This window comes from Streptococcus sp. 11273D007BT (assembly GCF_053547195.1).
The window spans coordinates 1,892,791-1,915,740 of the sequence record NZ_JBPWPE010000001.1 but is presented as its reverse complement, the minus strand read 5'-3'; the positions used below and the strand labels follow the sequence as shown (position 1 = coordinate 1,915,740).

At 40.5% G+C, this 22,950-nt stretch carries 21 protein-coding genes and 3 pseudogenes; 22 read left to right on the top strand and 2 right to left on the bottom strand.

The window, feature by feature from the left end; translation table 11 throughout:
* Position 1 precedes the first annotated feature (1 nt).
* The 4 genes from ACEE75_RS09610 (at position 2) to ACEE75_RS09595 (ending at position 4,357) form a co-directional block, all read left to right on the top strand.
* On the top strand, positions 2–1,798 hold the full coding sequence (locus tag ACEE75_RS09610) for an ABC transporter ATP-binding protein (protein ID WP_447575445.1): 1,797 nt from the start codon (positions 2–4) through the stop codon (positions 1,796–1,798).
* A gap of 116 nt (positions 1,799–1,914) precedes the next feature.
* Positions 1,915–2,361, top strand: coding sequence for a dUTP diphosphatase (locus ACEE75_RS09605; RefSeq protein ID WP_447575444.1), 447 nt, complete (start codon positions 1,915–1,917; stop codon positions 2,359–2,361).
* A 24-nt stretch (positions 2,362–2,385) separates the two neighbouring features.
* Positions 2,386–3,750: a DNA repair protein RadA gene (gene radA / locus ACEE75_RS09600; protein ID WP_447575479.1), complete on the top strand. Its 1,365-nt coding sequence runs from the start codon at positions 2,386–2,388 to the stop codon at positions 3,748–3,750.
* A 106-nt stretch (positions 3,751–3,856) separates the two neighbouring features.
* Positions 3,857–4,357, top strand: coding sequence for a beta-class carbonic anhydrase (locus ACEE75_RS09595; protein WP_447575443.1), 501 nt, complete (start codon positions 3,857–3,859; stop codon positions 4,355–4,357).
* Between the two features lie 64 nt (positions 4,358–4,421).
* On the opposite strand, the pseudogene ACEE75_RS09590 reads toward ACEE75_RS09595, so the two are convergent.
* Positions 4,422–4,616, bottom strand: a pseudogene (locus tag ACEE75_RS09590) (IS3 family transposase); the annotation flags it as partial.
* Positions 4,617–4,637: 21 nt separating this feature from the next.
* On the opposite strand from ACEE75_RS09590, the pseudogene ACEE75_RS09585 reads away from it, so the two are divergent.
* The 10 genes and pseudogenes from ACEE75_RS09585 to mmuM all read left to right on the top strand — a co-directional run.
* Positions 4,638–4,847 (top strand): annotated as a pseudogene (locus ACEE75_RS09585) (ABC transporter ATP-binding protein); the annotation flags it as partial.
* A gap of 123 nt (positions 4,848–4,970) precedes the next feature.
* A complete protein-coding gene (locus ACEE75_RS09580; protein WP_449164767.1) occupies positions 4,971–7,751 on the top strand; it encodes a DNA methyltransferase in 2,781 nt (926 codons plus the stop codon).
* An 8-nt stretch (positions 7,752–7,759) separates the two neighbouring features.
* Complete coding sequence (locus ACEE75_RS09575; RefSeq protein WP_447574998.1) at positions 7,760–8,575, top strand: hypothetical protein; 816 nt, start codon at positions 7,760–7,762, stop codon at positions 8,573–8,575.
* Positions 8,572–8,976, top strand: a complete 405-nt coding sequence (locus ACEE75_RS09570) for a hypothetical protein (protein WP_447575000.1) — start codon at positions 8,572–8,574, stop codon at positions 8,974–8,976. Before ACEE75_RS09575 ends, ACEE75_RS09570 begins: the two co-directional genes overlap by 4 nt.
* Before the next feature lie 110 nt (positions 8,977–9,086).
* Entirely contained in the window at positions 9,087–9,308 is a 222-nt protein-coding gene (gene relB, locus ACEE75_RS09565; RefSeq protein WP_447575001.1) for a type II toxin-antitoxin system RelB family antitoxin, read from the top strand.
* A gap of 1 nt (position 9,309) precedes the next feature.
* Positions 9,310–9,570 carry a type II toxin-antitoxin system RelE family toxin gene (locus ACEE75_RS09560; protein WP_447575003.1) on the top strand — a complete coding sequence of 87 codons (261 nt, stop codon included), beginning with the start codon at positions 9,310–9,312 and terminating at the stop codon, positions 9,568–9,570.
* 470 nt (positions 9,571–10,040) lie between these two features.
* Complete coding sequence (locus ACEE75_RS09555; RefSeq protein WP_354367736.1) at positions 10,041–10,799, top strand: TIGR00266 family protein; 759 nt, start codon at positions 10,041–10,043, stop codon at positions 10,797–10,799.
* Positions 10,800–11,022: 223 nt separating this feature from the next.
* Entirely contained in the window at positions 11,023–12,477 is a 1,455-nt protein-coding gene (gene gltX, locus ACEE75_RS09550) for a glutamate--tRNA ligase (RefSeq protein WP_449164766.1), read from the top strand.
* A 134-nt stretch (positions 12,478–12,611) separates the two neighbouring features.
* Entirely contained in the window at positions 12,612–13,988 is a 1,377-nt protein-coding gene (locus ACEE75_RS09545) for an amino acid permease (protein ID WP_449164765.1), read from the top strand.
* A gap of 11 nt (positions 13,989–13,999) precedes the next feature.
* Complete coding sequence (gene mmuM / locus ACEE75_RS09540; RefSeq protein WP_449164764.1) at positions 14,000–14,947, top strand: homocysteine S-methyltransferase; 948 nt, start codon at positions 14,000–14,002, stop codon at positions 14,945–14,947.
* 122 nt (positions 14,948–15,069) lie between these two features.
* Here mmuM and ACEE75_RS09535 read toward each other — a convergent pair.
* A pseudogene (locus tag ACEE75_RS09535) lies at positions 15,070–15,980 on the bottom strand (IS982 family transposase).
* A gap of 240 nt (positions 15,981–16,220) precedes the next feature.
* On the opposite strand from ACEE75_RS09535, the gene ACEE75_RS09530 reads away from it, so the two are divergent.
* The 8 genes from ACEE75_RS09530 to rnmV all read left to right on the top strand — a co-directional run bounded on the left by ACEE75_RS09530 (position 16,221) and on the right by rnmV (position 22,899).
* Positions 16,221–17,420 (top strand): argininosuccinate synthase, encoded by a 1,200-nt coding sequence (locus ACEE75_RS09530; RefSeq protein ID WP_447574994.1) that lies wholly within the window; start codon positions 16,221–16,223, stop codon positions 17,418–17,420.
* Between the two features lie 210 nt (positions 17,421–17,630).
* On the top strand, positions 17,631–19,007 hold the full coding sequence (argH, locus tag ACEE75_RS09525; protein WP_354367724.1) for an argininosuccinate lyase: 1,377 nt from the start codon (positions 17,631–17,633) through the stop codon (positions 19,005–19,007).
* 88 nt (positions 19,008–19,095) lie between these two features.
* Complete coding sequence (gene rnpA, locus ACEE75_RS09520; RefSeq protein ID WP_427894936.1) at positions 19,096–19,455, top strand: ribonuclease P protein component; 360 nt, start codon at positions 19,096–19,098, stop codon at positions 19,453–19,455.
* A complete protein-coding gene (locus ACEE75_RS09515) occupies positions 19,439–20,251 on the top strand; it encodes a YidC/Oxa1 family membrane protein insertase (RefSeq protein ID WP_354367720.1) in 813 nt (270 codons plus the stop codon). Before rnpA ends, ACEE75_RS09515 begins: the two co-directional genes overlap by 17 nt.
* 11 nt (positions 20,252–20,262) lie before the next feature.
* Entirely contained in the window at positions 20,263–21,108 is an 846-nt protein-coding gene (gene jag / locus ACEE75_RS09510) for an RNA-binding cell elongation regulator Jag/EloR (protein ID WP_447574992.1), read from the top strand.
* Positions 21,109–21,353: 245 nt separating this feature from the next.
* Positions 21,354–21,488: a 50S ribosomal protein L34 gene (gene rpmH, locus ACEE75_RS09505; RefSeq protein WP_002885866.1), complete on the top strand. Its 135-nt coding sequence runs from the start codon at positions 21,354–21,356 to the stop codon at positions 21,486–21,488.
* Positions 21,489–21,566: 78 nt separating this feature from the next.
* Positions 21,567–22,337 (top strand): TatD family hydrolase, encoded by a 771-nt coding sequence (locus ACEE75_RS09500; protein WP_449164809.1) that lies wholly within the window; start codon positions 21,567–21,569, stop codon positions 22,335–22,337.
* Positions 22,309–22,899 (top strand): ribonuclease M5, encoded by a 591-nt coding sequence (gene rnmV / locus ACEE75_RS09495; protein WP_354367798.1) that lies wholly within the window; start codon positions 22,309–22,311, stop codon positions 22,897–22,899. Before ACEE75_RS09500 ends, rnmV begins: the two co-directional genes overlap by 29 nt.
* The last annotated feature ends 51 nt before the right edge of the window (positions 22,900–22,950 follow it).

Here is a 22,950-nt window from a genome sequence, read left to right as displayed (position 1 = left end):
AATGAAAACAGCACGATTTTTCTGGTTTTATTTTAAACGTTATAAGTTATCCTTTTTCGTGATTTTTTTAGCGATTATTCTATCCACTTATTTACAAGTTAAAGCCCCTGTTTATCTTGGGGAGGCTTTGACAGAGCTTGGGACTTGGGTACAAGACTATTTTAAAGCTAAGGCAATCAGTGAGGCAACAGGACAAGACTTGGTACGTCCAAGTATGGATGCCTTTGGCTCAGTCATGTGGAAACTCTTTTTAACCTATGCTTTTACAGCCTTGTCAATGTTGATTTATACGGTACTTTTTTCACGTATCGTAGCACACTCAACTAACCGAATGAGAAAAGGCTTATTTGGGAAGTTAGAGCGCCTGACAGTAGCGTTTTTTGATCGTCATAAAGATGGTGACATTTTATCTCGCTTTACCAGTGATTTAGACAATATTCAAAACTCTTTCAACCAGAGTTTAACGCAAGTGGTATCTAATATTGCCCTTTATATTGGACTTGTGTGGATGATGTTTTCACAAAATACCAAGCTAGCTTGGGTGACAGTAGCTAGTACCCCAGTTGCTATTTTATTCTTGATCTTTATTGTTCGTATGGCTAGAAAATACACTGATCTTCAACAGGCAGAAGTAAGTAAACTCAATGCTTATATGGATGAGAAAATTTCAGGTCAAAAAGCCATTATTGTGCAAGGTTTGCAAGAAGAGACGATTGCAGGTTTTACAGTATTAAATGATAATGTTAGAAGAGCAACTTTTAAAGGTCGTCTTTTTGCTGGTTTGCTTTTCCCAGTGATGAATGGTATGAGCTTGATTAATACAGCTATTGTCATCTTTGTGGGCTCAACTCTAGTATTGGATGATAAGTCAATGACAACAGCAGCTGCACTTGGTTTAGTGGTTACCTTTGTTCAATATTCACAACAATATTATCAACCAATCATGCAGGTGGCCTCTAGTTGGGCAGAGTTGCAATTAGCCTTTACTGGTGCAGGGCGTATTCAAGAAATGTTTGATCAAGAAGAGGAAGTTCGTCCTGTCTCTGCTCCTAAATTTACAGAATTGAAAGAAAGTGTTGAAATTGAAGGGATTGACTTTGGTTATCTACCAGGTCAGCGTGTTCTGAAAGATGTGACGATTTCTGCTCCTAAAGGGAAAATGGTGGCGGTCGTGGGACCAACAGGTTCTGGTAAGACCACTATTATGAATCTCATTAACCGTTTTTATGATGTGGATAAGGGTGCGATCAAGTTTGATGGTCGTGACATTCGTGAATACGATCTTGATAGCCTACGTGAAAATGTTGGGATTGTGTTACAAGAATCTGTTCTCTTTAGTGGCAGCATTAGAGATAACATTGCTTTTGGTCGTCCAGATGCCAGTCAAGAAATGGTGGAAGCTGCTGCTCGAGCGACCCATATCCATGAATTTATTGAGAGCCTTCCAGATCAGTATGAAACCTTGGTTGATGATGAAAATAACATCTTCTCGACAGGTCAGAAACAATTGATTTCCATTGCGCGTACCTTGTTAACAGATCCTCAAGTTTTGATTTTGGATGAAGCAACGTCAAACGTTGATACGGTAACAGAAAGCAAGATTCAGCAAGCTATGGAAGCTGTTGTGGCAGGGCGCACGAGCTTTGTGATTGCCCATCGTTTAAAAACTATTTTGAATGCTGATGAAATTATTGTCTTAAAAGACGGTGAAGTGCTAGAACGTGGAAACCATTACGAACTGCTTAGACAAAAAGGTTTTTACGCTGAACTTTATCATAATCAATTTGTATTTGAATAGCACAAAAGACAAGGTGATGAGACCTTGTCTTTTTGAAAAAAGAAAATTATCAGGCTTTTTGCTTTTCTTTTACGAATAGCCTATAATAGAGGAATTGAGTAGAAAGTGAGAAAATTATGTCTAGAATCCGTGGATTTGAATTGGTATCAACTTATCACAACGAAGATTTACTGCCTAAGCGAGAAACAGCACATGCAGCTGGATATGACCTAAAGGTTGCAGAAAAAACCATTATTTCCCCAGGGGAGATCAAGTTGGTCCCAACAGGCGTAAAGGCGTATATGCAAGCAGGAGAAGTCCTCTACCTTTATGATCGCTCGTCCAATCCAAGAAAAAAAGGTTTGGTCTTGATTAACTCTGTTGGTGTGATAGATGGGGATTATTATGGTAATGCTGCAAATGAGGGGCATATTTTTGCACAAATGCAAAACATTACGGAGCAAGACGTGGTCCTTGAAGTTGGTGAACGCGTAGTACAAGGTGTTTTTGCGCCCTTTCTTATTGCGGATGGTGATCTAGCAACTGGTCAACGAACGGGTGGATTTGGAAGTACTGGAAACTAAAGAAGAGTTGGGGAGGATAGAAGAATAGCTAAGAAGAAAACCAATTTTGTTTGTCAAGAGTGTGGGTACAACTCTCCTAAATACTTGGGGCGTTGCCCCAATTGTTCGTCTTGGTCTTCTTTTGTTGAAGAAGTAGAAGTCACCGAGGTTAAAAATGCTCGTGTCAGCCTGACAGGCGAGAAAACCAAACCTGTTAAATTAAATCAGGTAACCTCTAGTCAGGTTGCTAGAACACAAACGGATATGGAGGAGTTCAACCGTGTGTTAGGTGGAGGTGTTGTCCCAGGGAGCTTAGTGCTGATAGGAGGAGACCCAGGGATTGGAAAGTCCACTTTGCTTTTACAGGTTTCGACTCAGTTAGCCAATAAAGGCACCGTGCTTTATGTATCAGGGGAAGAGTCAGCGGAGCAAATCAAACTACGCAGTGAGCGCTTGGGTGATATTGATAATGAGTTTTACCTCTATGCTGAAACCAATATGCAATCGATTAGAGCCGAGGTCGAAAAAATTCAGCCCAATTTCTTGATTATTGACTCTATCCAAACTATCATGAGTCCAGACATATCCAGTGTTCAGGGATCTGTTTCACAAGTCAGAGAAGTGACAGCTGAGTTGATGCAACTTGCTAAAACCAATAATATTGCGACCTTTATTGTTGGTCATGTGACTAAGGAGGGTACACTGGCAGGACCACGGATGCTAGAGCATATGGTGGATACTGTCTTATACTTTGAAGGGGAACGTCAACACACTTTTAGGATTTTGAGGGCGGTAAAGAACCGTTTTGGCTCGACAAATGAAATTGGTATTTTCGAGATGCAGTCAGCTGGTCTGGTAGAGGTCTTGAATCCGAGTCAAGTCTTTTTAGAGGAGCGTCTTGATGGGGCAACAGGATCGGCTATTGTGGTAACAATGGAAGGAACAAGGCCTATCTTGGCTGAGGTTCAAGCCTTGGTAACACCAACGGTATTTGGAAATGCTAAGCGGACCACAACAGGATTAGATTTTAATCGGGCAAGTTTGATTATGGCAGTCTTGGAAAAGCGTTGTGGCTTGTTGCTACAAAATCAAGATGCCTACCTAAAATCAGCTGGTGGAGTGAAGTTGGATGAACCTGCTATTGATTTAGCTGTTGCTGTAGCCTTGGCATCTAGTTATAAGGACCAGCCAACTAACCCTCAAGATTGTTTTATTGGTGAAATTGGATTGACAGGTGAGGTCAGACGGGTCAATCGGATTGAACAAAGGGTAAATGAAGCAAGTAAATTAGGCTTTACTAAGATTTATGCTCCGAAAAATTCCCTACATGGTCTAACTGTTCCAGATGGTATCCAAGTAATAGGTGTGTCAACAGTCAGTGAAGTCTTGCAGAAAGTATTCAATAGCTAGCTTTTTCTGTCTTTATCAGGGACATTTTCAGAAAAACATGATAAGATAGATGAAACTAATGTGAAACCGTCATGCTTTTCATTGCACAAAAAAGGAGGATGAAGAAATGACACGATTTGATGATTTTTTGACGAATAACCAAAACTTTGCGAGGGTTTTTCCAAATGGTCATATCCCGACACCGCCAAGAAAAGAGGTTGCCATTGTGTCTTGTATGGATGCAAGGATTCATGTGGCTCAGATTTTTGGTTTGAGTTTGGGGGATGCCCATATTATTCGTAATGCTGGTGGACGTGTTACAGATGATATTATCAGGTCGTTGGTGATTTCAGAGCAGTTACTTGGGACAAAGGAGATTATCGTAATGCACCATACCGATTGTGGTTTGCACAAAAAGGATAATCAAGCCTTGTGGACCAATTTAGCACCTGTTTTAGGTAATGAGGTCAAATCGGTGGATTTTCTTCCCTTTGAAGACATTGAAGCCAGTGTGACAGATGATGTTCTATTACTAAAAAATAGCCCCTTGATTCCTAAAGATATTGTGATTAGTGGGGCAATTTATGATGTGGATACTGGACGTGTTTTACCAGTTATTCGTGCTTAATAGAAGCTGTTGATAGAAAAAAGGTTGGCGATTGAGCTAACCTCAAAAAGTTAGATAAAAATAATTAGTAGAAGGATTTAGTTCTATACTGAACAGGACTAAGTCCTTTTAGTTTTGCTTTAATACGCTTATTGTTGTAGTAAAAATAGCTTGTTCTAGAGACTTGAAAGTCTTCTCAAATCCGTAACATTTCTGTTTTCAAGATGCAAAAGAAGGACTCTATCATGCTGTAATTTCTTGCCCCATCCCCCTTGTAAGACTTGTATCTCTTACGCTGACGGATACTCGCACTGAGATGTTAGTGCAAGAGGTATTTGAAAAGCTGATGCAAGGACGTACGAGCTTTGTTATCGCTCATAGGCTATCAACCATACAATCCGCAGATATCATTCTTGTCATGGTAGATGGCGATATCGTTGAGCATGGCAATCGCCAAGAGCTGATGGCTACAAAAGGTATCTACTACCATATGCAGCAGTCACAGGCTTAATGATCTGTTTTTGCTAGCTGTTATCAGTCGTTTTAAAAAGATTTTGGAGAAAAAATCCCAAAGTCTTTTCTTTTTGTTATACTTATTATTAAGATTATTAAAAAAATCAGATGAGGTGAACTTGTGAAGATTAGTGAGCAAAAAAAGGCGGCAAGGGCTTTTATGGACCGTTGGTCAAATCGTGGCAATGAGCGCCAGGATAGTCAGTCATTTTGGCTGGATTTATTGGGGTCGGTCTATGGTATCGAAAATCCTGCCGAGTATATCACTTTTGAAGACAAGGTCATGCTTGACCATACGAGTTTCATCGATGGCTACATTGATAAAACCAAGGTCATGATAGAGCAAAAAGGTACGGATAAGGACTTGAACAAGGCGATTAAACAGTCTGATGGTTCTTTGTTGACCCCCTTTCAACAAGCTAAGCGCTATTCTGCTAATCTTCCCTACTCAAAACGTCCACGCTGGATTGTGACGTCAAATTTCAAGGAGTTCTATATCTACGATATGGAGCAGCCAAATGCTGAAGCAACGGTAGTCAAGTTGGCGGATTTGGAACAAGAATTTTACCGTTTAGAATTTCTGGTAGATAAGTCAAATGAACATCTAGAGCGGGAAATGCAGATTTCTATGGAGGCAGGTGAGATTGTTCATGAGATGTATGACGGACTGCTCAAACAGTACATCGCTCCTGATAGTCCTGAAACACTCCATGCCATCAACCAATTGATTGTCCGTCTGGTCTTTTGTCTTTATGCAGAAGATTCAGGTCTCTTTGGGCACAAACTGGCTTTCCACGACTATCTGTCGCGTTTTGGGAGTCGAGATTTTCGGAGAGCCTTGATAGACTTGTTTGATGTGCTAGACACACCTGTCAATCAGCGAGATCCCTATCTAGATGAGGATTTAGTAGCCTTTCCCTATGTTAATGGAGGCATGTTTGCGGAGAAGCAGATTGAAATCCCTAATTTTACCGATGACTTGCGGGCTTTGATTTTGGAGCATGCGAGTTCTCAGTTTGACTGGTCAGACATCAGTCCGACGATTTTCGGGGCGGTTTTTGAGTCCACTCTCAACCCTGAGACCCGTCATTCTGGCGGTATGCACTATACCTCTATTGAAAATATCCATAAGGTCATCGATCCGCTCTTTTTGAATGACTTAAAAGACGAGTTAAATGACATTCGTCAGTTTAAGCAGGCTAAAACGGTGGAGCAAAAAGCCAAGCAATTTCAAGCCAAACTGGCTAGCCTGACCTTCTTTGACCCTGCCTGTGGGTCTGGAAACTTCTTGACCGAAACCTATATCTCCCTCAGACGCTTGGAAAATGAAGCCATTAAACTTTACATGGGAGATTCTGTCAAACTTGACGTTGAAGAGCTAGACTTGGTCAAGGTTAAGCTCAATCAGTTCTACGGTATCGAGATCAACGACTTTGCGGTGTCTGTTGCCAAAACGGCACTCTGGATTGCAGAAAGTCAGATGCTAGAAGCGACCAAGGAAATCATCTATGCCGAGCTCGACTTTCTTCCCCTCAAGTCCTATACCAATATCCATCATGGCAATGCCCTAACGACTGACTGGGAAACAGTGGTGGATAAGGATAAGCTCAACTATATCATCGGAAACCCGCCGTTTGTCGGTCACCAGTGGCAGACTAAGGAGCAAAAGGAGGGTATGGCACAGGCTTTTTATGACCTTAAAAAACATGGAAAGCTAGACTTTGTGACCTCTTGGTTTGCTAAGGCTAGCCAACTCATGCAAGGAACTACAATTATGACGGCTTTTGTTTCGACAAACTCTATCGTCCAAGGCGAAGCAGTGCGGACACTCTGGGAATACCTCTTTGATAAAGGGGTTGAAATCCAATTTGCCTATCAATCTTTCAAATGGACGAGTGAAGCCAAAGAAAAAGCTGGGGTTTCTGTTGTAATTATTGGTTTTACAATGTTTGAAACTAAAAAGTCCAAAATCCTCTTCAATGGCGATAATAAGGAACTTTGCGATAATATCAACGCCTATCTGGTCAAAGGGGACAACTACTTTATCCAATCCCGAGGTAAACCTCTTAATCCTGTTATGCCAATTATGACCAAAGGTAGTCAACCAACAGACGGTGGTAATCTTATCCTATCTACTAGTGAACGGGCTGAGCTTTTGAGAAAATACCCTGACCTATCAACAGTTATTAAGCCTTATATTGGAAGTAACGAACTTATCAACAAGAAAGAACGCTACTGTCTCTGGCTGGTAGATGCTGATCCAGCCCTAATCAAGAAATCTCCTGAACTCCGTGAGCGTCTGGAGGCAGTCCGTGCTATGCGTCTGGCAAGTCCGACCAAGTCCGTACAGGAACAGGCCCTCACCCCTCAGCTTTTTACCCAAATTCGTCAACCTGACGTAGACTATATTGCTGTCCCTGAAGTTTCCTCCGAACGCCGTCGCTATATCCCTATCGGCTTTTTGGATAAGGAGATCATTGCAAGCAACAAGCTCTACATTATCCCTGAAAATGACCTTTATCTCTTTGGTATTCTTATCTCCAATGTTCACATGGCTTGGGTGCGGACGGTTGCAGGGCGTTTAGAAGAACGTTACAGTTATTCACCAGCCGTTTACAATAACTTCCCGTGGCTGGACTTATCAGATGCTGATAGACAGGCGATTGAACGGACAGCTCAGGGGATTTTAGAGGCACGATCCCAGTTTCCAACCAATAGCTTAGCTGATCTCTACGATGATATCGCTATGCCACCAGCTCTTGTCAAAGCCCATCAAGAAAACGATAAAGCTGTCATGCGAGCCTACGGCATGACCAAAGTTGTCGATGGTAAGAAAACATGGCTGACTGAAAGCGAAACTGTTGAAAGATTGTTTGACATGTATGAGGAGTTGGTGAAGTAGGAGGGAAAATGCGAGAAATAATTTTTGCAATGTGGCTTTTAATTAAGAAAAATAAAGAGAGAGGCTATGAAAATATTCGGGCCGATATGAATGACTTTTTTGGTGTTGAAAAAAAGATTATTCAACGAAATGAAACAGTTTATAATATTAATGCTCAAAAGACGGATAGAAATGTATTTATTGAAATTAGTTATGGAAAAACTAATCCAAGACCTGATACAGTTTTGAATTTTGAGTTAGAACAGTTTCAGAAGAATCCAAGGCAGAAAAATCAAACAGAACTTGTGAATCAATTATTTGTATTATATGATTTCAAGACATCAATACTTTATTTCAATAATGCCAATAATAGAAAAATTCTTTTAGATATTTTAAATGAAGTTTTTCAAAGTCAGTTCAATATAGTTGGATTATATAACGATCCCCAAAAATTTCAAAATTCGCTACGGGAAGTTTCTGAATTACAGTTTACCTCCGTAAGTGATATGTTTGCAGGCAATAGTGAGAGAGAAAATGGTTTAGAAAAGTTATTAAATACTCCCCACTTGACTGATTTTACACTAAATGTGAAGTTTAATAAGAAACTATCACACAGGCAATTTAGTCCTATGATAAATCAATTATTCAAAGATAAAAGAAACTATATTGTTGATGGCCTTCTGATTCGTGGGATAGATGAAGATGGATTTGAAACTGTATTTAACAAAGAAACTTTTATTAGGAAAATCAAAATCAATGTTCGTTTGCAGGAAGACGGTAGCGTATCAGCAAGTGAGGTCAAGGAACATCTTATCAATAATATTATAAGAAAGGAGGATAAATGAAACAAATTTGGAAATTAGTGGATTTTATATTATTCAGCATATTTCTTGTGGTATTCTATAGATACGGAAGCTGTTTGTCTTTTAATTCATCGGACATGATTAGCTTTGTATCAATTATTAGCGGCGCCTTATTATCAGCAATATCAATATTATATACTTCATCTGTGAGACAAATTTTATTAGCAGAGAGAGTAAAAAGCTATACTTCAAAATGGGAAAAATTAGTTGCAACATACTTTCATACATTGTTACTATCCATAATATTGAGTGTTATACTAATAATAAATATAATGGCAATACCAAAATTTATTACGTTATCTCTATTTGCTATGATTATCCTCAAAACAATCATAGTGGGTTATGAATTACATGAATTGTTATTGATAAGAACAAGAGATTGACTAGGGTATAAATTATAAAATGATGTATGATGAGTTGGTCACCTCTGTGAGAATTGCTAAATAGTTTAAAATGTGTTACAATGTAACACAAAGAAAAGAGGTAAATAACTATGGGAACAGTGACTATCAGATTAAACCAAGAGGAAGAGACGTTTTTTAAAAGCTATGCTCAATTAACAGGTCAAAGTCTTTCAAGCTTGTTTAAGAAAGCTCTTGAACGTGATATTGAAGATGAATATGATTTAAAAATCTATCATCAAGCCTACGCTGAGTATAAAGCAGACCCAGAGACAATTAGCCATGCTGATTTTAAGAAAGAGCTAGGCTTGTAATATGTATCGTATAGAGTATTCTAAAAAGGCTCAAAAGCAGATTAAGAAGTTAGATAGGCAGATACAGCGGTTGTTATTTGCTTGGATTGATAAGCACCTAGAGGGAACAGATAACCCACGCTCTAGCGGTAAAGGTCTGACAGGGGATCACGCTAACGAGTGGCGTTATCGTATTGGTGATTATAGGCTTATTTGTGACATTCAAGATGACAAGATGATTATCTTAGCCCTTGAGTTTGGACATAGGAAAGATGTTTATTAAACATCAAGAAAAATAGCACCTGTGGAGGTGCTATTTTTCTTGCCCGCTGAACTTATTCAGTTAATACCTTTTCTCTCTAAAACCATTTGATAAAATAATACATCCAAATTAAGATAACTAGAATCCAGCAGAGGATGTTCCAAAATTGTTTTTTTTCATCAGCATTGAGATGTGCTATACTATAAGTGTTTTATTAACTCAACAATCACCGTAATGCCAGTTGAGATAACTAGAGCTTTTGGTCCGTCTAACCAAGGCTCTTTTTTATTTGACTTATGCCTAGCCATCTCTGACCTTCTTTCTTAACTTTATGAATTAATTATAGCTCAATTTTTTTAAAAGTGTTGTTTCTATTGCGCTTAAGCATAAGCCGTGCTTTTTTCGCTATAAAACCTTATTTTTGATTGACAAGTGGTCATTTGAAAAGTATAATTGTATTACATTAACAATACAAAAAAGGAGAACCTCTCATGTCAGATAATCGAATGAAATATACCATTGATAGTAATATGCAATTTCCACTTGTCGAAATTGCTCTTGAAGCTGGTGAATCTGCCTATATCCAACAAGGATCTATGGTTTACCATACTCCTAGTGTTAGCTTAAATACACGTCTTAATGCGCGTGGGGGATCAGGTCTAGGGAAGTTACTGGGAGCGATCGGACGTTCTATGACTTCTGGAGAATCTATGTTCATCACTCAGGCAGTGTCAAATGCAGCAGACGGGAAGTTAGCGTTAGCTCCATCAACCCCAGGTCAAGTGATTGCTCTTGAGTTAGGGGCTAAGCAATATCGTCTTAATGATGGAGCTTTCTTAGCTCTTGATGGTTCTGCTCAATATAAGATGGAACGTCAAAGTGTTGGACGAGCTTTCTTTGGCGGGCAAGGAGGTCTTTTTGTCATGACGACAGAAGGTGAGGGAACTCTCTTAGCTAACGCTTTTGGTTCTATCAAAAAGTTAGAGCTGACAGGTGGTACGATTACTATTGATAATGCGCATGTGGTCGCTTGGAGTCGTGATCTTAATTATGACATCCACCTTGAAAATGGCTTCCTGCAGTCTATCGGTACTGGTGAGGGAATTGTTAATACCTTCTCGGGCTACGGTGAAATTTATGTTCAGAGTTTAAATATTGAAACCTTCGCTCAAGTGATCGGTAATCACATTGTTACAGGTGGAGGAGATGGTGGCGGTGGAAGCACCTCTATCTTAGATGCCTTGATGTAATACAGTATAGTAGGAAAGTAAGGAATGATTGAAATGCCTTTCTTTCCTTTTTGTTTTATCCTACTTTCTTGTCGCAAGCTTTCAAGGTATGTTATAATAGTGAAGATTGAAACTTTTAAGGAGAAAGGGACTAAATCAGTTGCAATGATTAATAAAAGTAGCTAGAGCATGACTTTTATTAACGGCTTGTTTTCTGTTTTAGTTAGTCTTGGTATCTTACATTATGTCAAATACTATTCGCGTGCGTTATGCACCAAGTCCAACAGGATTACTACACATCGGTAATGCCCGTACAGCGTTATTTAACTACCTTTTTGCTCGTCATCACGGTGGTGATTTTATCATCCGTATCGAAGATACTGACCGCAAACGTCATGTTGAAGATGGTGAGCGTTCTCAGCTGGAAAACCTACGTTGGTTGGGGATTGATTGGGATGAAAGTCCAGAAACTCATGAGAACTACCGTCAGTCAGAGCGTTTGGAACTGTATCAACAGTATATTGATCAACTCTTGGCAGAAGGCAAGGCCTATAAATCTTATGTGACCGAAGAAGAGCTGGCAGCAGAGCGTGAGCGCCAAGAAGCAGCTGGGGAAACACCACGTTATATCAATGAGTTTCTAGGCATGTCTGAGGATGAAAAAGCAGCTTACATTGCAGAGCGTGAAGCAGCAGGCATTGTTCCAACGGTACGTCTTGCAGTTAATGAAGCAGGCATCTACAAGTGGAATGACATGGTCAAGGGTGACATTGAGTTTGAAGGGGCTAACATCGGTGGTGATTGGGTCATCCAGAAACGTGATGGTTACCCAACTTACAACTTTGCCGTGGTTATTGATGACCATGATATGCAGATTTCGCACGTTATCCGTGGGGATGACCACATTGCCAATACGCCAAAACAGTTGATGGTTTATGAAGCACTTGGTTGGCAAGCACCAGAGTTTGGTCACATGACCTTGATTATCAACTCTGAGACTGGTAAAAAGTTGTCCAAACGTGATACCAATACTCTTCAGTTCATCGAAGACTACCGCCGTAAAGGTTACATGCCAGAAGCTGTCTTTAACTTTATCGGTCTTTTGGGCTGGAACCCTGGTGGCGAAGACGAAATCTTCTCGCGTGAGGAATTTATTCAACTCTTTGATGAAAATCGTCTCAGCAAATCGCCAGCAGCCTTTGACCAGAAGAAAATGGATTGGATGAGCAACGAGTACATCAAGAATGCTGATTTGGAGACTGTTTTTAATCTTGCTAAGCCATTCTTGGAAGAGGCTGGTCGTTTGACAGATAAGGCAGAAAAATTAGTAGAGCTCTACAAGCCACAGATGTCATCTGCGGATGAAATCGTGCCATTGACAGATCTTTTCTTCTCTGATTTCCCAGAGTTGACAGAGGCTGAAAAAGAAGTCATGGCAGGCGAAACGGTTCCAACGGTCCTGAATGCCCTTAAGGCAAAATTGGAAGCCATGACCGACGAAGATTTCCAACCAGACAATATCTTCCCACAAATCAAGGCAGTCCAAAAAGAAACAGGCATCAAGGGCAAAAACCTCTTCATGCCAATCCGTATCGCCGTCTCAGGTGAAATGCACGGACCAGAGCTACCAAATACCATTTACCTACTCGGTCGTGAAAAATCCATCCAGCATATTGATAATATGTTGAAGAGTTTGTAAAAACAATCCCCGCTGTCCTGTGACGGTGGGGATTTGTTATAGTTTTCAGTTATAATTGTTACGTTGAAAACGATATAACCAGTTTCTGAAAATCTATGATATGATAGAATAATCACAAGAATTTAGGAGAGTGTATGGAAAATCATAATTTTGAAAATCAAGGTACCTTTAACCGAGAGATGAATAGTCGTCACTTGCAGATGTTGTCCATCGGTGGGGTTATCGGTACAGGTTTGTTCTTAAGTTCAGGCTATACCATTGCACAGGCTGGGCCTTTTGGAGCTGTTGCGGCTTATCTTTTCGGAGCTATCATGGTCTATTTGGTCATGTTCTCTTTAGGTGAATTGTCGGTTGCAATGCCGGTGACTGGATCTTTCCATACTTATGCGACCAAGTTTATCAGTCCAGGTACTGGTTTCATGGTGGCCTGGATGTATTGGCTTTGCTGGGTCGTTGCCCTGGCTTCTCAGTTCGTAGGAGCAGCTCAACTCATGCAACGTTGGTTTCCTAGTGTGCCGATTTGGGTTTTTGCGACGATTTTTGCAGTCATTGTCTTTGGTTTGAATACCCTATCTGTTGGCTGGTTTGCCAAGGCAGAAGATGCGCTTTCGTCTATCAAGGTCTATGCCATAGCAGCCTTTATCGTGCTTGGGACTTTGGCTATTTTTGGTATTTTGCCATTTGAGGGAACCAATGCTGCGCCGCTATTTAACAATATCACAAGTAACGGCTTACTTCCTAACGGTCTGGTTGGTTTTATCACGGTCATGTTGTCCGTTAACTATGCCTTTTCAGGTGTAGAAATGATCGGAATTGCGGCAGGTGAGACGGATAATCCCAAAAAAGCCGTACCGCAAGCCATTAAATCAACAATTGGTCTCCTGGTTATCTTTTTCGTCTTGACCATCGTTGTTTTGGCAGCCCTACTTCCTATGTCAGAAGCAGGTGTAACTGAGGCTCCTTTCGTACTTGTCTTGGACAAGATTGGTTTTCCTTACGCTGCTGATATTATGAATTTCATTATTTTAACAGCTATTTTATCAGCTTCAACTTCGGGACTCTATGCCTCAAGCCGTATGCTCTGGTCTTTGGCCAATGAAGGCATGATTAGCAAGGAATTAGTCAAGATTAACAAGCACGGTGTTCCAATGCGTGGCATGATTTTGTCCATGATTGGTGTGGTCGTTGCTTTAATTGCGTCAATTTATGCAGAAGATACAATCTTCCTGGCCCTGGTTTCTATTGCTGGTTTTGCAGTTGTTATTGCTTGGTTGGCCATTCCATTGGCACAAATTGGTTTCCGTCGTAAATTTTTGAAGCATCACAGTGAAGATGAATTGGAATACAAGACGCCCTTCTCACCGACCTTGCCATGGATTACGGTTATTTTGCTGGTTATTTCTATCATCGGAATCGGCTGGGATCCTTCACAGCGTGCTGGTCTTTACTTTGGTGTGCCATTCATGATTGGTTGCTATATTTATCACTACATTCGCTTTAAAAAGTGGTAGGAGGTTCTAGAATGGGTCGTTTTAAGGAATTATTAGAAAATCAAGAGTTTGTCATTTTACATGGTGCTCTGGGAACAGAGTTGGAGTTTCGAGGATATGATGTATCGGGCAAGCTTTGGTCTGCCAAATATCTTTTGGAAAATCCCCAGTACATCAAGGATATCCACAAGGATTATATTCGTGCCGGAGCAGACTTGGTGACAACATCTACCTATCAGGCAACCTTTGAAGGTCTAGCAGGAGTTGGTTTGTCACAAGCAGAGGCAGAGGACCTCATTCGCTTGACAGTAGATTTGGCGAAAGAAGCGCGAGATGAAGTCTGGGCCGAATTGTCTGAAGCTGAAAAAGCACAACGAACCTATCCCCTTATTTCAGGTGATGTGGGTCCCTACGCAGCCTATTTAGCTGACGGTTCTGAGTATACAGGTAATTACGGCTTGATTAGTGTGGCAGAGCTGAAAGACTTTCACCGTCGTCGGATCGAGCTTTTACTAGAACAGGGTGCAGAGCTATTGGCTTTGGAAACCATTCCAAATGTTCTTGAAGCACAGGCTTTGGTAGAGTTGCTGGCAGATGATTTCCCAGATGTTGAAGCCTATATCAGTTTCACCTCACAAGACGGTCAGTCGATTTCTGACGGAACGTCTATTGAAGAAATAACAGAGCTGATCAACAGCAGTGAGCAGATTTTGGCGCTTGGTCTTAACTGTACGGCTCCCTCGCGGTACTCAGCTTTCCTTGGCCAGTTGAGAGAGAAAACGGATAAACCATTTGTTACCTATCCAAATTCTGGGGAAGTCTATGATGGAGCCACTCAAACTTGGAAGGAAAAGGCAGGCGACAGCTATTCTCTTCTGGACAACACACTTGAATGGCACAAACTGGGTGCCAAGGTAGTTGGAGGCTGCTGTCGTACTCGACCAGCCGATATTGCTGACCTAGTGGCAGGTTTGAAATAAAAGTATCCCCGCTGTCCTGTGATAGCGGGGATTTTAAGTTGTTATACCTAGAATAAAGAAAAATAAGAATGACAAAATAACTACAGGCGTTGCATATAATATTTACCCGTTGTGCTAGTTAATCAAGCGTAAGCAAGGGAATGTTTTAAACTGCTACCAAATTCAGTATGACTGCTTTTAAGCAAAAGAGAATAGATAAGTACTATTGCCTCTGTCTTAAATTTGAGCGCCTGAATGTTTCGGCAACGTAAAGCCTCCATTCCAAACTGCTCTAAACTAGAAAATGCAGTCTCTACTGGTTTCCTCAATCGACTTATTTTGTAATTTTCTAGCCACGAATACCCCATCATGTTTTTTCTGAGTTGAGAAATTAACTGGATACCACAGTCTGCCAACGCTGCCTTTGTCTGTCTATCCACATATCCTTTATCTCCATAAACGATTGGAAATGGGCTATTTTCAAGTAGCTCCAAAGCAACATCGCCATCATAAATAGATGCGGGTGTGAAACATAATCAATAGGAAACTCACTATCGCTGACAGGAACTGAAAATTTCAAGCCATCATAATGGATTTTCTTAGTCGCATTATAGCCAATATCTGCCACCTCTGATAACAATGTAGCTCTCATGTTGTGAATGGGGTGACATAGGGCACAAGGAAAGCTGTCAATCAAGCCGAACGAGCAGGTTTGACAAAGATCTAAGACCATAAAATAGCGCATACGCTGAATACTTTGAGCAAGATTTTGACAGATACGGCAAAATCGAGAGCGTTCTGGGAAGTTGTCAGGGAAGAGATTATGACGAATCGCACGGTAAATCGCACTTGCCGTCCGGCAGCCCTCTTGAATTGCCCAAAGATAACTAGCGATAACAACATCATCAAACTGTTTTTGTAGGTGGATGTTTCACCGATTTCAAACCTCACATGGAACAAATCGCTCATATAAAGCGAGAACTTGAGTCAAGATTTTTGAAAAAATAATTTGTGTTTGATTGGGATTTGCGAGATAATAATATTGGCTTTGCATAGCATTCTCTCATTTCGTGGTTGTTTTGAGTTTATGATACGCAAAGTTTTTTTATTTGGCTAGAATTAACTAGCACAACGGGTTTTATATTCCCTATTTTATAGCAAAACATGAATTTTTATCCAAAAAAATAAAAATATTTGCATAAATATGTTGACAAAAGAATAAATATGCATTATACTGTATAACATAAGGTTGAGTGATATCAACCCATTAAGAATAAGAAAAGAGAAAAATGTTATGTCAAAAGAAAAAGTTATCCTTGCTTACTCAGGTGGTCTTGATACGTCCGTTGCGATTACTTGGTTGAAAAAAGACTATGATGTTGTAGCGGTATGTATGGACGTTGGTGAAGGAAAAGATCTAGATTTTATTCATGATAAGGCCTTGACTGTTGGAGCGATTGAGTCTTATGTGATTGATGTAAAAGAAGAGTTTGCACAAGATTATGTTCTTCCAGCCCTTCAAGCCCATGCTTATTACGAACAAAAATACCCACTGGTGTCAGCTCTTAGCCGTCCGTTGATTTCTAAAAAGTTAGTTGAAATCGCACACCAAACAGGTGCGACAACTATTGCTCATGGATGTACTGGTAAAGGAAATGACCAAGTTCGTTTTGAAGTTGCCATTGCAGCGCTTGATCCAAGCTTGAAAGTAATCGCCCCAGTGCGTGAGTGGAAGTGGTCTCGTGAAGAGGAGATTGAGTACGCTAAAGAAAATGGTGTTCCTGTGCCAGCTGATCTTGACAATCCTTACTCAGTCGATCAAAACCTTTGGGGACGTGCAAATGAGTGTGGTGTTCTTGAAAATCCTTGGAATCAGGCTCCAGAAGATGCCTTTGGTATTACAACAGCTCCAGAACAAGCTCCAGATACTCCAGAATATGTGGACATTGAGTTTAAAGCAGGTGTTCCAGTTGCGGTTAATGGAGAAGAACTTAGCTTGGCTAATTTAATTCAAAAATTAAATGTAATAGCTGGCGCTCATGGTGTAGGACGGATTGACCACGTTGAAAACAGATTAGTAGGAATCAAGTCACGTGAAATTTATGAATGTCCAGGAGCTATTACTTTACTAACAGCTCACAAAGAAATCGAAGATTTGACCTTGGTTCGTGAAGTTTCTCACTTTAAACCAATCATCGAAAATGAATTATCAAACTTGATTTATAATGGACTATGGTTTAGCCCAGCAACCAAAGCTTTGATTGCTTATATTAAAGAAACCCAAACTGTTGTTAATGGAACAGCCAAGGTTAAGCTTTATAAAGGGCATGCGCAAGTTGTGGCTAGAAAATCACCAAACTCACTTTATGATGAGAACTTGGCAACCTATACTTCAGCTGATAGCTTTGATCAGGATGCTGCGGTTGGCTTCATCAAACTTTGGGGGCTTCCAACACAGGTTAACGCACAGGTACAAGAACAATCACAGAATTAAAGAGGTCAAGAAAGGACTTCAGATAAAAGTACACAGAGAGGTACATCTGAGTCTCTTTTCTTAATCTTTATCGACAAGGTTATCCTGAGAGATAACTTCGAGGATAAATAAACCCATCCGAGAGAGTTGGGATTTATCATCATGTGCAGGGACACAAGCTAAGGATGAGAGCACTCGTCCTTTTTCATTGATGAGAAGAGAGGATAGACAATGGCAGATAAAAAATTATGGGGTGGCAGATTTGAAGCGGGCCTTGAAAAATGGGTAGAAGAATTTGGAGCATCCATTGCATTTGATCAAAAAATGGCAAAATATGATATCCAAGGCTCTCTGGCTCATGTGACCATGTTGGGAAAGACAGGTATTATTGAAAGTGCAGAAGCAGATACGATTAAAGCTGGTTTAGAAGAGCTTTTAAAAGAGTATGAAGCAGGGCAACTGGTATTTGATATTTCTAATGAAGATATCCATATGAATATGGAATCGCTTCTAACAGAAAAAATTGGTTCGGTAGCTGGGAAACTACATACAGCGCGTTCTAGAAATGACCAAGTCGCAACAGATATGCACTTGTATCTAAAAGATAAGTTGCTAGAAGTAGTTGAGAAGCTGGCCAATCTTCGTCAGGTGTTGGTTGATTTGGCAGAAGAAAATGTTTATACTATTATGCCAGGTTATACTCATCTTCAACACGCTCAGCCTATTAGCTTTGGGCATCACTTGATGGCTTACTACAATATGTTTACCAGAGATAGTGAGCGTTTTGAGTTTAACATGAAACATGCTGATTTATCACCGCTTGGAGCAGCTGCGCTTGCTGGCACGACTTTTCCGATTGACCGTCAGCTGACCTCAGACATGATGGGATTTGCCAAACCTTATAGCAACTCTCTGGATGCTGTTTCTGATCGTGATTTTATCTTAGAATTTTTATCCAATGCTAGTATTTTGATGATGCATATGAGCCGTATCTGTGAAGAAATTATCAATTGGTGTTCTAATGAATTTCAGTTTGTCACACTATCTGATACGTTTTCAACAGGCTCATCCATCATGCCACAGAAGAAAAATCCAGATATGGCAGAGCTAATACGTGGAAAATCGGGTCGTGTTTACGGCAACTTGATTGGTCTTTTGACTGTCATGAAGTCCCTACCTTTGGCCTACAATAAAGATTTACAAGAAGATAAAGAAGGGATGTTTGATACCGCAGAGACCATTACCGTTGCGATTGATATCTTGGCAGGAATGTTAAAAACCATGACCGTCAATCAGGAACACATGGCAGAGTCCACAGAAAAAGACTTTTCAAATGCAACAGAATTAGCAGACTATTTAGCAAGTAAGGGCTTACCATTTCGTGAGGCACATGAAGTGGTTGGTAAGCTAGTCCTGGAGTGTACAAAGGCAGGCTACTATCTTCAAGATGTGCCATTTAGTCGCTATCAAGAAATTTCTGATTTAATTGAGGAAGATATTTATCTTGCTTTGCAGTCTAAGACAGCTGTGGAGCGCCGCGACTCGCTTGGAGGAACAGGGTTCAAGCAGGTATTATGGCAGATTGAGGAGGCAAAAAACTCTTTCTAGTTGAAAAATAAGTCAAGAAACTGAGGTTTTTTGGCTTTTTTTTGATTTATGGTATAATAGATGTAATTTAGAGGTTTGGAGTCGTATTTTGCGAAAATCATTTCGAGTAAAGAGCGAGAAGGACTTTAAGGCAATTTTTGAGGCAAGTCAAAGTGTCGCCAATCGAAAATTTGTAGTCTATCGCTTAGAAAAACAACAAAAACACTACCGAGTAGGGCTCTCAGTTGGGAAAAAACTAGGCAATGCCGTGGTGCGAAACCGCATAAAAAGACGATTACGTCACTTAGTGATGGAATTTTCCCCCTATTTAGTAACGGATGACTTTGTCGTGATTGCTAGAAAAGGGGTAGAGGAATTGTCTTATCAAGAGTTGAGACAAAATTTGATGCATGTCTTGAAACTCGGAAATCTTTATCAGGAAGGTTTATCAAGTGAAAAAGAAGATTAAAGTAGTAGGGATGCTCCTTATGGGCTTACTTATATTGACAGCCTGTGGGACAGGCAATATTACCAGCTCAAGCTCAGGTGGCTGGGAACAGTTTGTCTATTTATTTGCAAGAGCTATTAGAGGCTTGTCTTTTGGTAATATTGGGGTGGGAATCATTCTCTTTACCCTTGTGATTAGGACAGTTCTCTTGCCTGTCTTTAATTTACAGATTAAGTCAAGCCAGCGTATGCAGGCACTTCAGCCAGAGCTCAAGGCTTTACAAGCTCAGTATCCAGGTCGTGATACCGATAGTCGTATGGCTCTTGCAGAGGCATCGCAGCGTTTATATAAAGAGCATAAGGTTAATCCCTATCTGACCTTATTGCCTATTTTTATTCAATTGCCAGTTCTTTTAGCGCTCTATCAGGCTCTCACTCGAGTAGAGTTTTTAAAAACTGGTCATTTCTTATGGTTAGATATTTCTCAACCTGATCCTTATTTTATTTTGCCAGTGTTAGCGGCAGGATTCACTTTTTTATCCACATGGTTAAGTTCAAAATCAGCACTTGAGAAGAATTTTGCGATGACCATTATGACTTATTTTATGCCAGTGATGATTTTCTTTTTCTCTATCAGTGTGGCGAGTGGGGTAGCTCTTTATTGGACGGTTTCAAATGCTTACCAAGTAGCGCAAACCTTGATCTTTAACAATCCTTTTAAAATTATTGCGGAGCGTCAGCGTTTGGCACAAGAGGAAAAAGAAAAAGAGGCACGACTAAGAAAAGCTAAGAAGAAGGCTCAGAAAAAGAGAAAATAAGGAGAATAAAAATGGGACAGTTCACAGGATCTACTGTTGAAGAAGCCATTCAAAAAGGGTTAAAAGAGTTGAGACTTTCTCGCTTACAAGCACGTATTAAAGTGGTGTCTCGCGAGAAAAAAGGATTTTTGGGATTATTCAAAAAGCCAGCTGTTGTTGAGGTGGCAAGATTAGAGGATTTTAGTCAGACGGCGGAGCTTAAGTCTGTGATGGTCGAGGCGGAAAAGCTAGACTCTGCAAGGCAGAAAAAAAGCTCGGAGAGTCTGAGTTTATCGCTTGAGGAGAGTTTGTCGGCATCTAGTTCAGAATCTCTTTCAGAATCTCTTGCCCAAGTAGCATCAGAAAGCTTTGTTGAAGAGTTCCAATCAGAAAGTGTATCGTCTGATGAAAAATCTTACCCTAATATTTCAGAAGCAGCAGAAGCTATTGGTAACTATATTCAGACCATCATTTATGAGATGGATATTGAGGCTAATATCTTATTAGATTACAGCCGTCGAGCGATTAATTTACAGATTGAAACCTCAGAGCCAGGTCGTGTCATCGGTTATCATGGTAAAGTCCTTAAATCTTTACAACTTTTGGCGCAGAATTTCTTACATGACCGTTATTCTAAACATTTTTCTGTCTCTTTAAATGTCAACGATTATATTGAACATCGTACAGAGACTTTGATTGAGTTTGCTAAGAAAATTTCAAATCGTGTCTTGGAAACAGGTCAAGATTACGTCATGGACCCTATGACCAATAGCGAACGTAAAATTGTCCATAAAACCATCGCCCAAGTTTCTGGTGTGGAAAGCTACTCTGAAGGTAGTGATCCCAATCGTTATATTGTTGTGACCTTGGGGGACTAAAACGCTTAGAAATAAGCGTTTTTTTAGTTCATCTTGAGGACTATTCATTAGTGTTAGAGCTATTTTTGCTCATTTCCTAGCTTAAATCAAAGATAATGAGTATTGATTTGAAAAAAAACATCGTCTCTCTCAAATAATTCTTGACAAGAGGATGCTATTTGTTATAAAATATTATGGTATGTTTAGTAACTGATCAAATAATAGCCGGCTAAACGAATACGAAAATCTATGAGGAGGTATTCAAAGTGAAACGTACTTACCAACCAAGTAAAATCCGTCGTCAACGTAAACACGGATTCCGTCACCGTATGTCAACTAAAAACGGACGTCGCGTGCTTGCAGCTCGTCGTCGTAAAGGACGTAAAGTGTTGTCAGCTTAATGCGACTAAAAAAACCGACAGTAACTCGAGTCTGTCGGTTTTTTGATTGGGAAAATATGATAGAATAAAGATATGACAATAGAAATTTTTGACACCCATACACATCTAAACGTAGAAAATTTTACTGAAACTGTAGCAGAGGAGTTAGCCTTGGCTAAGGAGATGGGCGTGACGGCTCATAATGTGGTTGGTTTTGACCATGCCACGATTGAGCGTGCTCTTGAGTTAGCAGATAGCTATCCTGAGATTTATTTGACACTGGGTTGGCATCCGACAGAGGCGGGCTCCTATAGTGATGAGGTAGAGGCTTACCTTCGTGAGAAACTCCGGCATGATAAAGTGATTGCCCTTGGCGAGATTGGCTTGGACTACTACTGGATGGAAGATCCAAAAGAGGTTCAGGCGGAGGTTTTTAAGCGCCAAATGGCTCTGGCAAAAGAGCTGGATTTACCCTTTGTCGTTCATACCCGTGATGCTCTTGAGGATACTTATGCTATCATCAAAGAGGTTGGTGTAGGACCTCGTGGTGGGATTATGCACTCTTATTCAGGGTCTTTGGAAATGGCAGAGCGCTTCATCGCGCTTGGGATGATGATTTCATTTTCAGGCGTGGTGACCTTTAAGAAGGCCTTAGATGTCCAAGAAGCTGCACAACATTTGCCATTAGACAAGATTTTGGTGGAAACCGATGCCCCTTATCTTGCTCCTGTTCCCAAACGTGGCCGTGAAAATAAAACAGCTTATACACGCTATGTCGTTGAAAAAATAGCCGAGCTTCGAGGTTTAACGGTTGAGGAAGTGGCGCGTGCCACAACAGAAAATGCAAAGAGGTTGTTTGGTCTTGACTGAAAAAATAAAAATCCAAGAAGTGATTGTGGTTGAGGGCAAGGACGATACTGCAAACCTGAAACGCTTTTATGAGGTGGATACTTATGAAACCAGAGGCTCTGCCATTGATGAGGATGATCTAGCGCGTATTGAGCGTCTCCATGATTTGCGCGAGGTGATTGTCTTTACTGACCCCGACTACAATGGCGAGCGCATCCGAAAAATCATCATGCAGGCTATTCCCACGGTCAAGCACGCCTTTTTACAGCGAGACGAAGCAACTCCAAAGTCAAAAACCAAAGGCAGATCACTAGGAGTAGAGCATGCTAGTTTTGAAGACTTGGAAAAAGCTCTCTCCAGTGTCCGTGGTTACTATGATGACGACAATAACTTTGACATCACCAAGTCAGACCTGATGCGCCTAGGGCTCCTTATGGGCGGTGACAGCCGCAAGCGCAGAGAATATCTAGGAGAACACTTGCGCATCGGCTATTGCAACGGCAAGCAGTTGCTCAAACGATTGGAGTTGTTTGGGATTAGCCTGGCGGAAGTGGAAGATGTGATGGGGGAGTATAAAAGTTGATGATGAAAAAAGTTGTTCTTTGATTCATCTTTGTATTAGAAGTGTTATTGA

Bases quoted from the DNA above. Each gene is read 5' to 3' on its own strand.
- ACEE75_RS09605 (WP_447575444.1), top strand. From the start codon at position 1,915: ATGTCTAGAATCCGTGGATTTGAATTGGTATCAACTTATCACAACGAA.
- jag (WP_447574992.1), top strand. From the start codon at position 20,263: ATGGGACAGTTCACAGGATCTACTGTTGAAGAAGCCATTCAAAAAGGG.
- ACEE75_RS09570 (WP_447575000.1), top strand. From the start codon at position 8,572: ATGAAACAAATTTGGAAATTAGTGGATTTTATATTATTCAGCATATTT.
- ACEE75_RS09595 (WP_447575443.1), top strand. From the start codon at position 3,857: ATGACACGATTTGATGATTTTTTGACGAATAACCAAAACTTTGCGAGG.
- ACEE75_RS09530 (WP_447574994.1), top strand. From the start codon at position 16,221: ATGTCAAAAGAAAAAGTTATCCTTGCTTACTCAGGTGGTCTTGATACG.
- ACEE75_RS09555 (WP_354367736.1), top strand. From the start codon at position 10,041: ATGTCAGATAATCGAATGAAATATACCATTGATAGTAATATGCAATTT.
- gltX (WP_449164766.1), top strand. From the start codon at position 11,023: ATGTCAAATACTATTCGCGTGCGTTATGCACCAAGTCCAACAGGATTA.
- ACEE75_RS09575 (WP_447574998.1), top strand. From the start codon at position 7,760: ATGCGAGAAATAATTTTTGCAATGTGGCTTTTAATTAAGAAAAATAAA.
- rnmV (WP_354367798.1), top strand. From the start codon at position 22,309: ATGCAAAGAGGTTGTTTGGTCTTGACTGAAAAAATAAAAATCCAAGAA.
- ACEE75_RS09545 (WP_449164765.1), top strand. From the start codon at position 12,612: ATGGAAAATCATAATTTTGAAAATCAAGGTACCTTTAACCGAGAGATG.
- relB (WP_447575001.1), top strand. From the start codon at position 9,087: ATGGGAACAGTGACTATCAGATTAAACCAAGAGGAAGAGACGTTTTTT.
- ACEE75_RS09560 (WP_447575003.1), top strand. From the start codon at position 9,310: ATGTATCGTATAGAGTATTCTAAAAAGGCTCAAAAGCAGATTAAGAAG.
- mmuM (WP_449164764.1), top strand. From the start codon at position 14,000: ATGGGTCGTTTTAAGGAATTATTAGAAAATCAAGAGTTTGTCATTTTA.
- argH (WP_354367724.1), top strand. From the start codon at position 17,631: ATGGCAGATAAAAAATTATGGGGTGGCAGATTTGAAGCGGGCCTTGAA.
- ACEE75_RS09610 (WP_447575445.1), top strand. From the start codon at position 2: ATGAAAACAGCACGATTTTTCTGGTTTTATTTTAAACGTTATAAGTTA.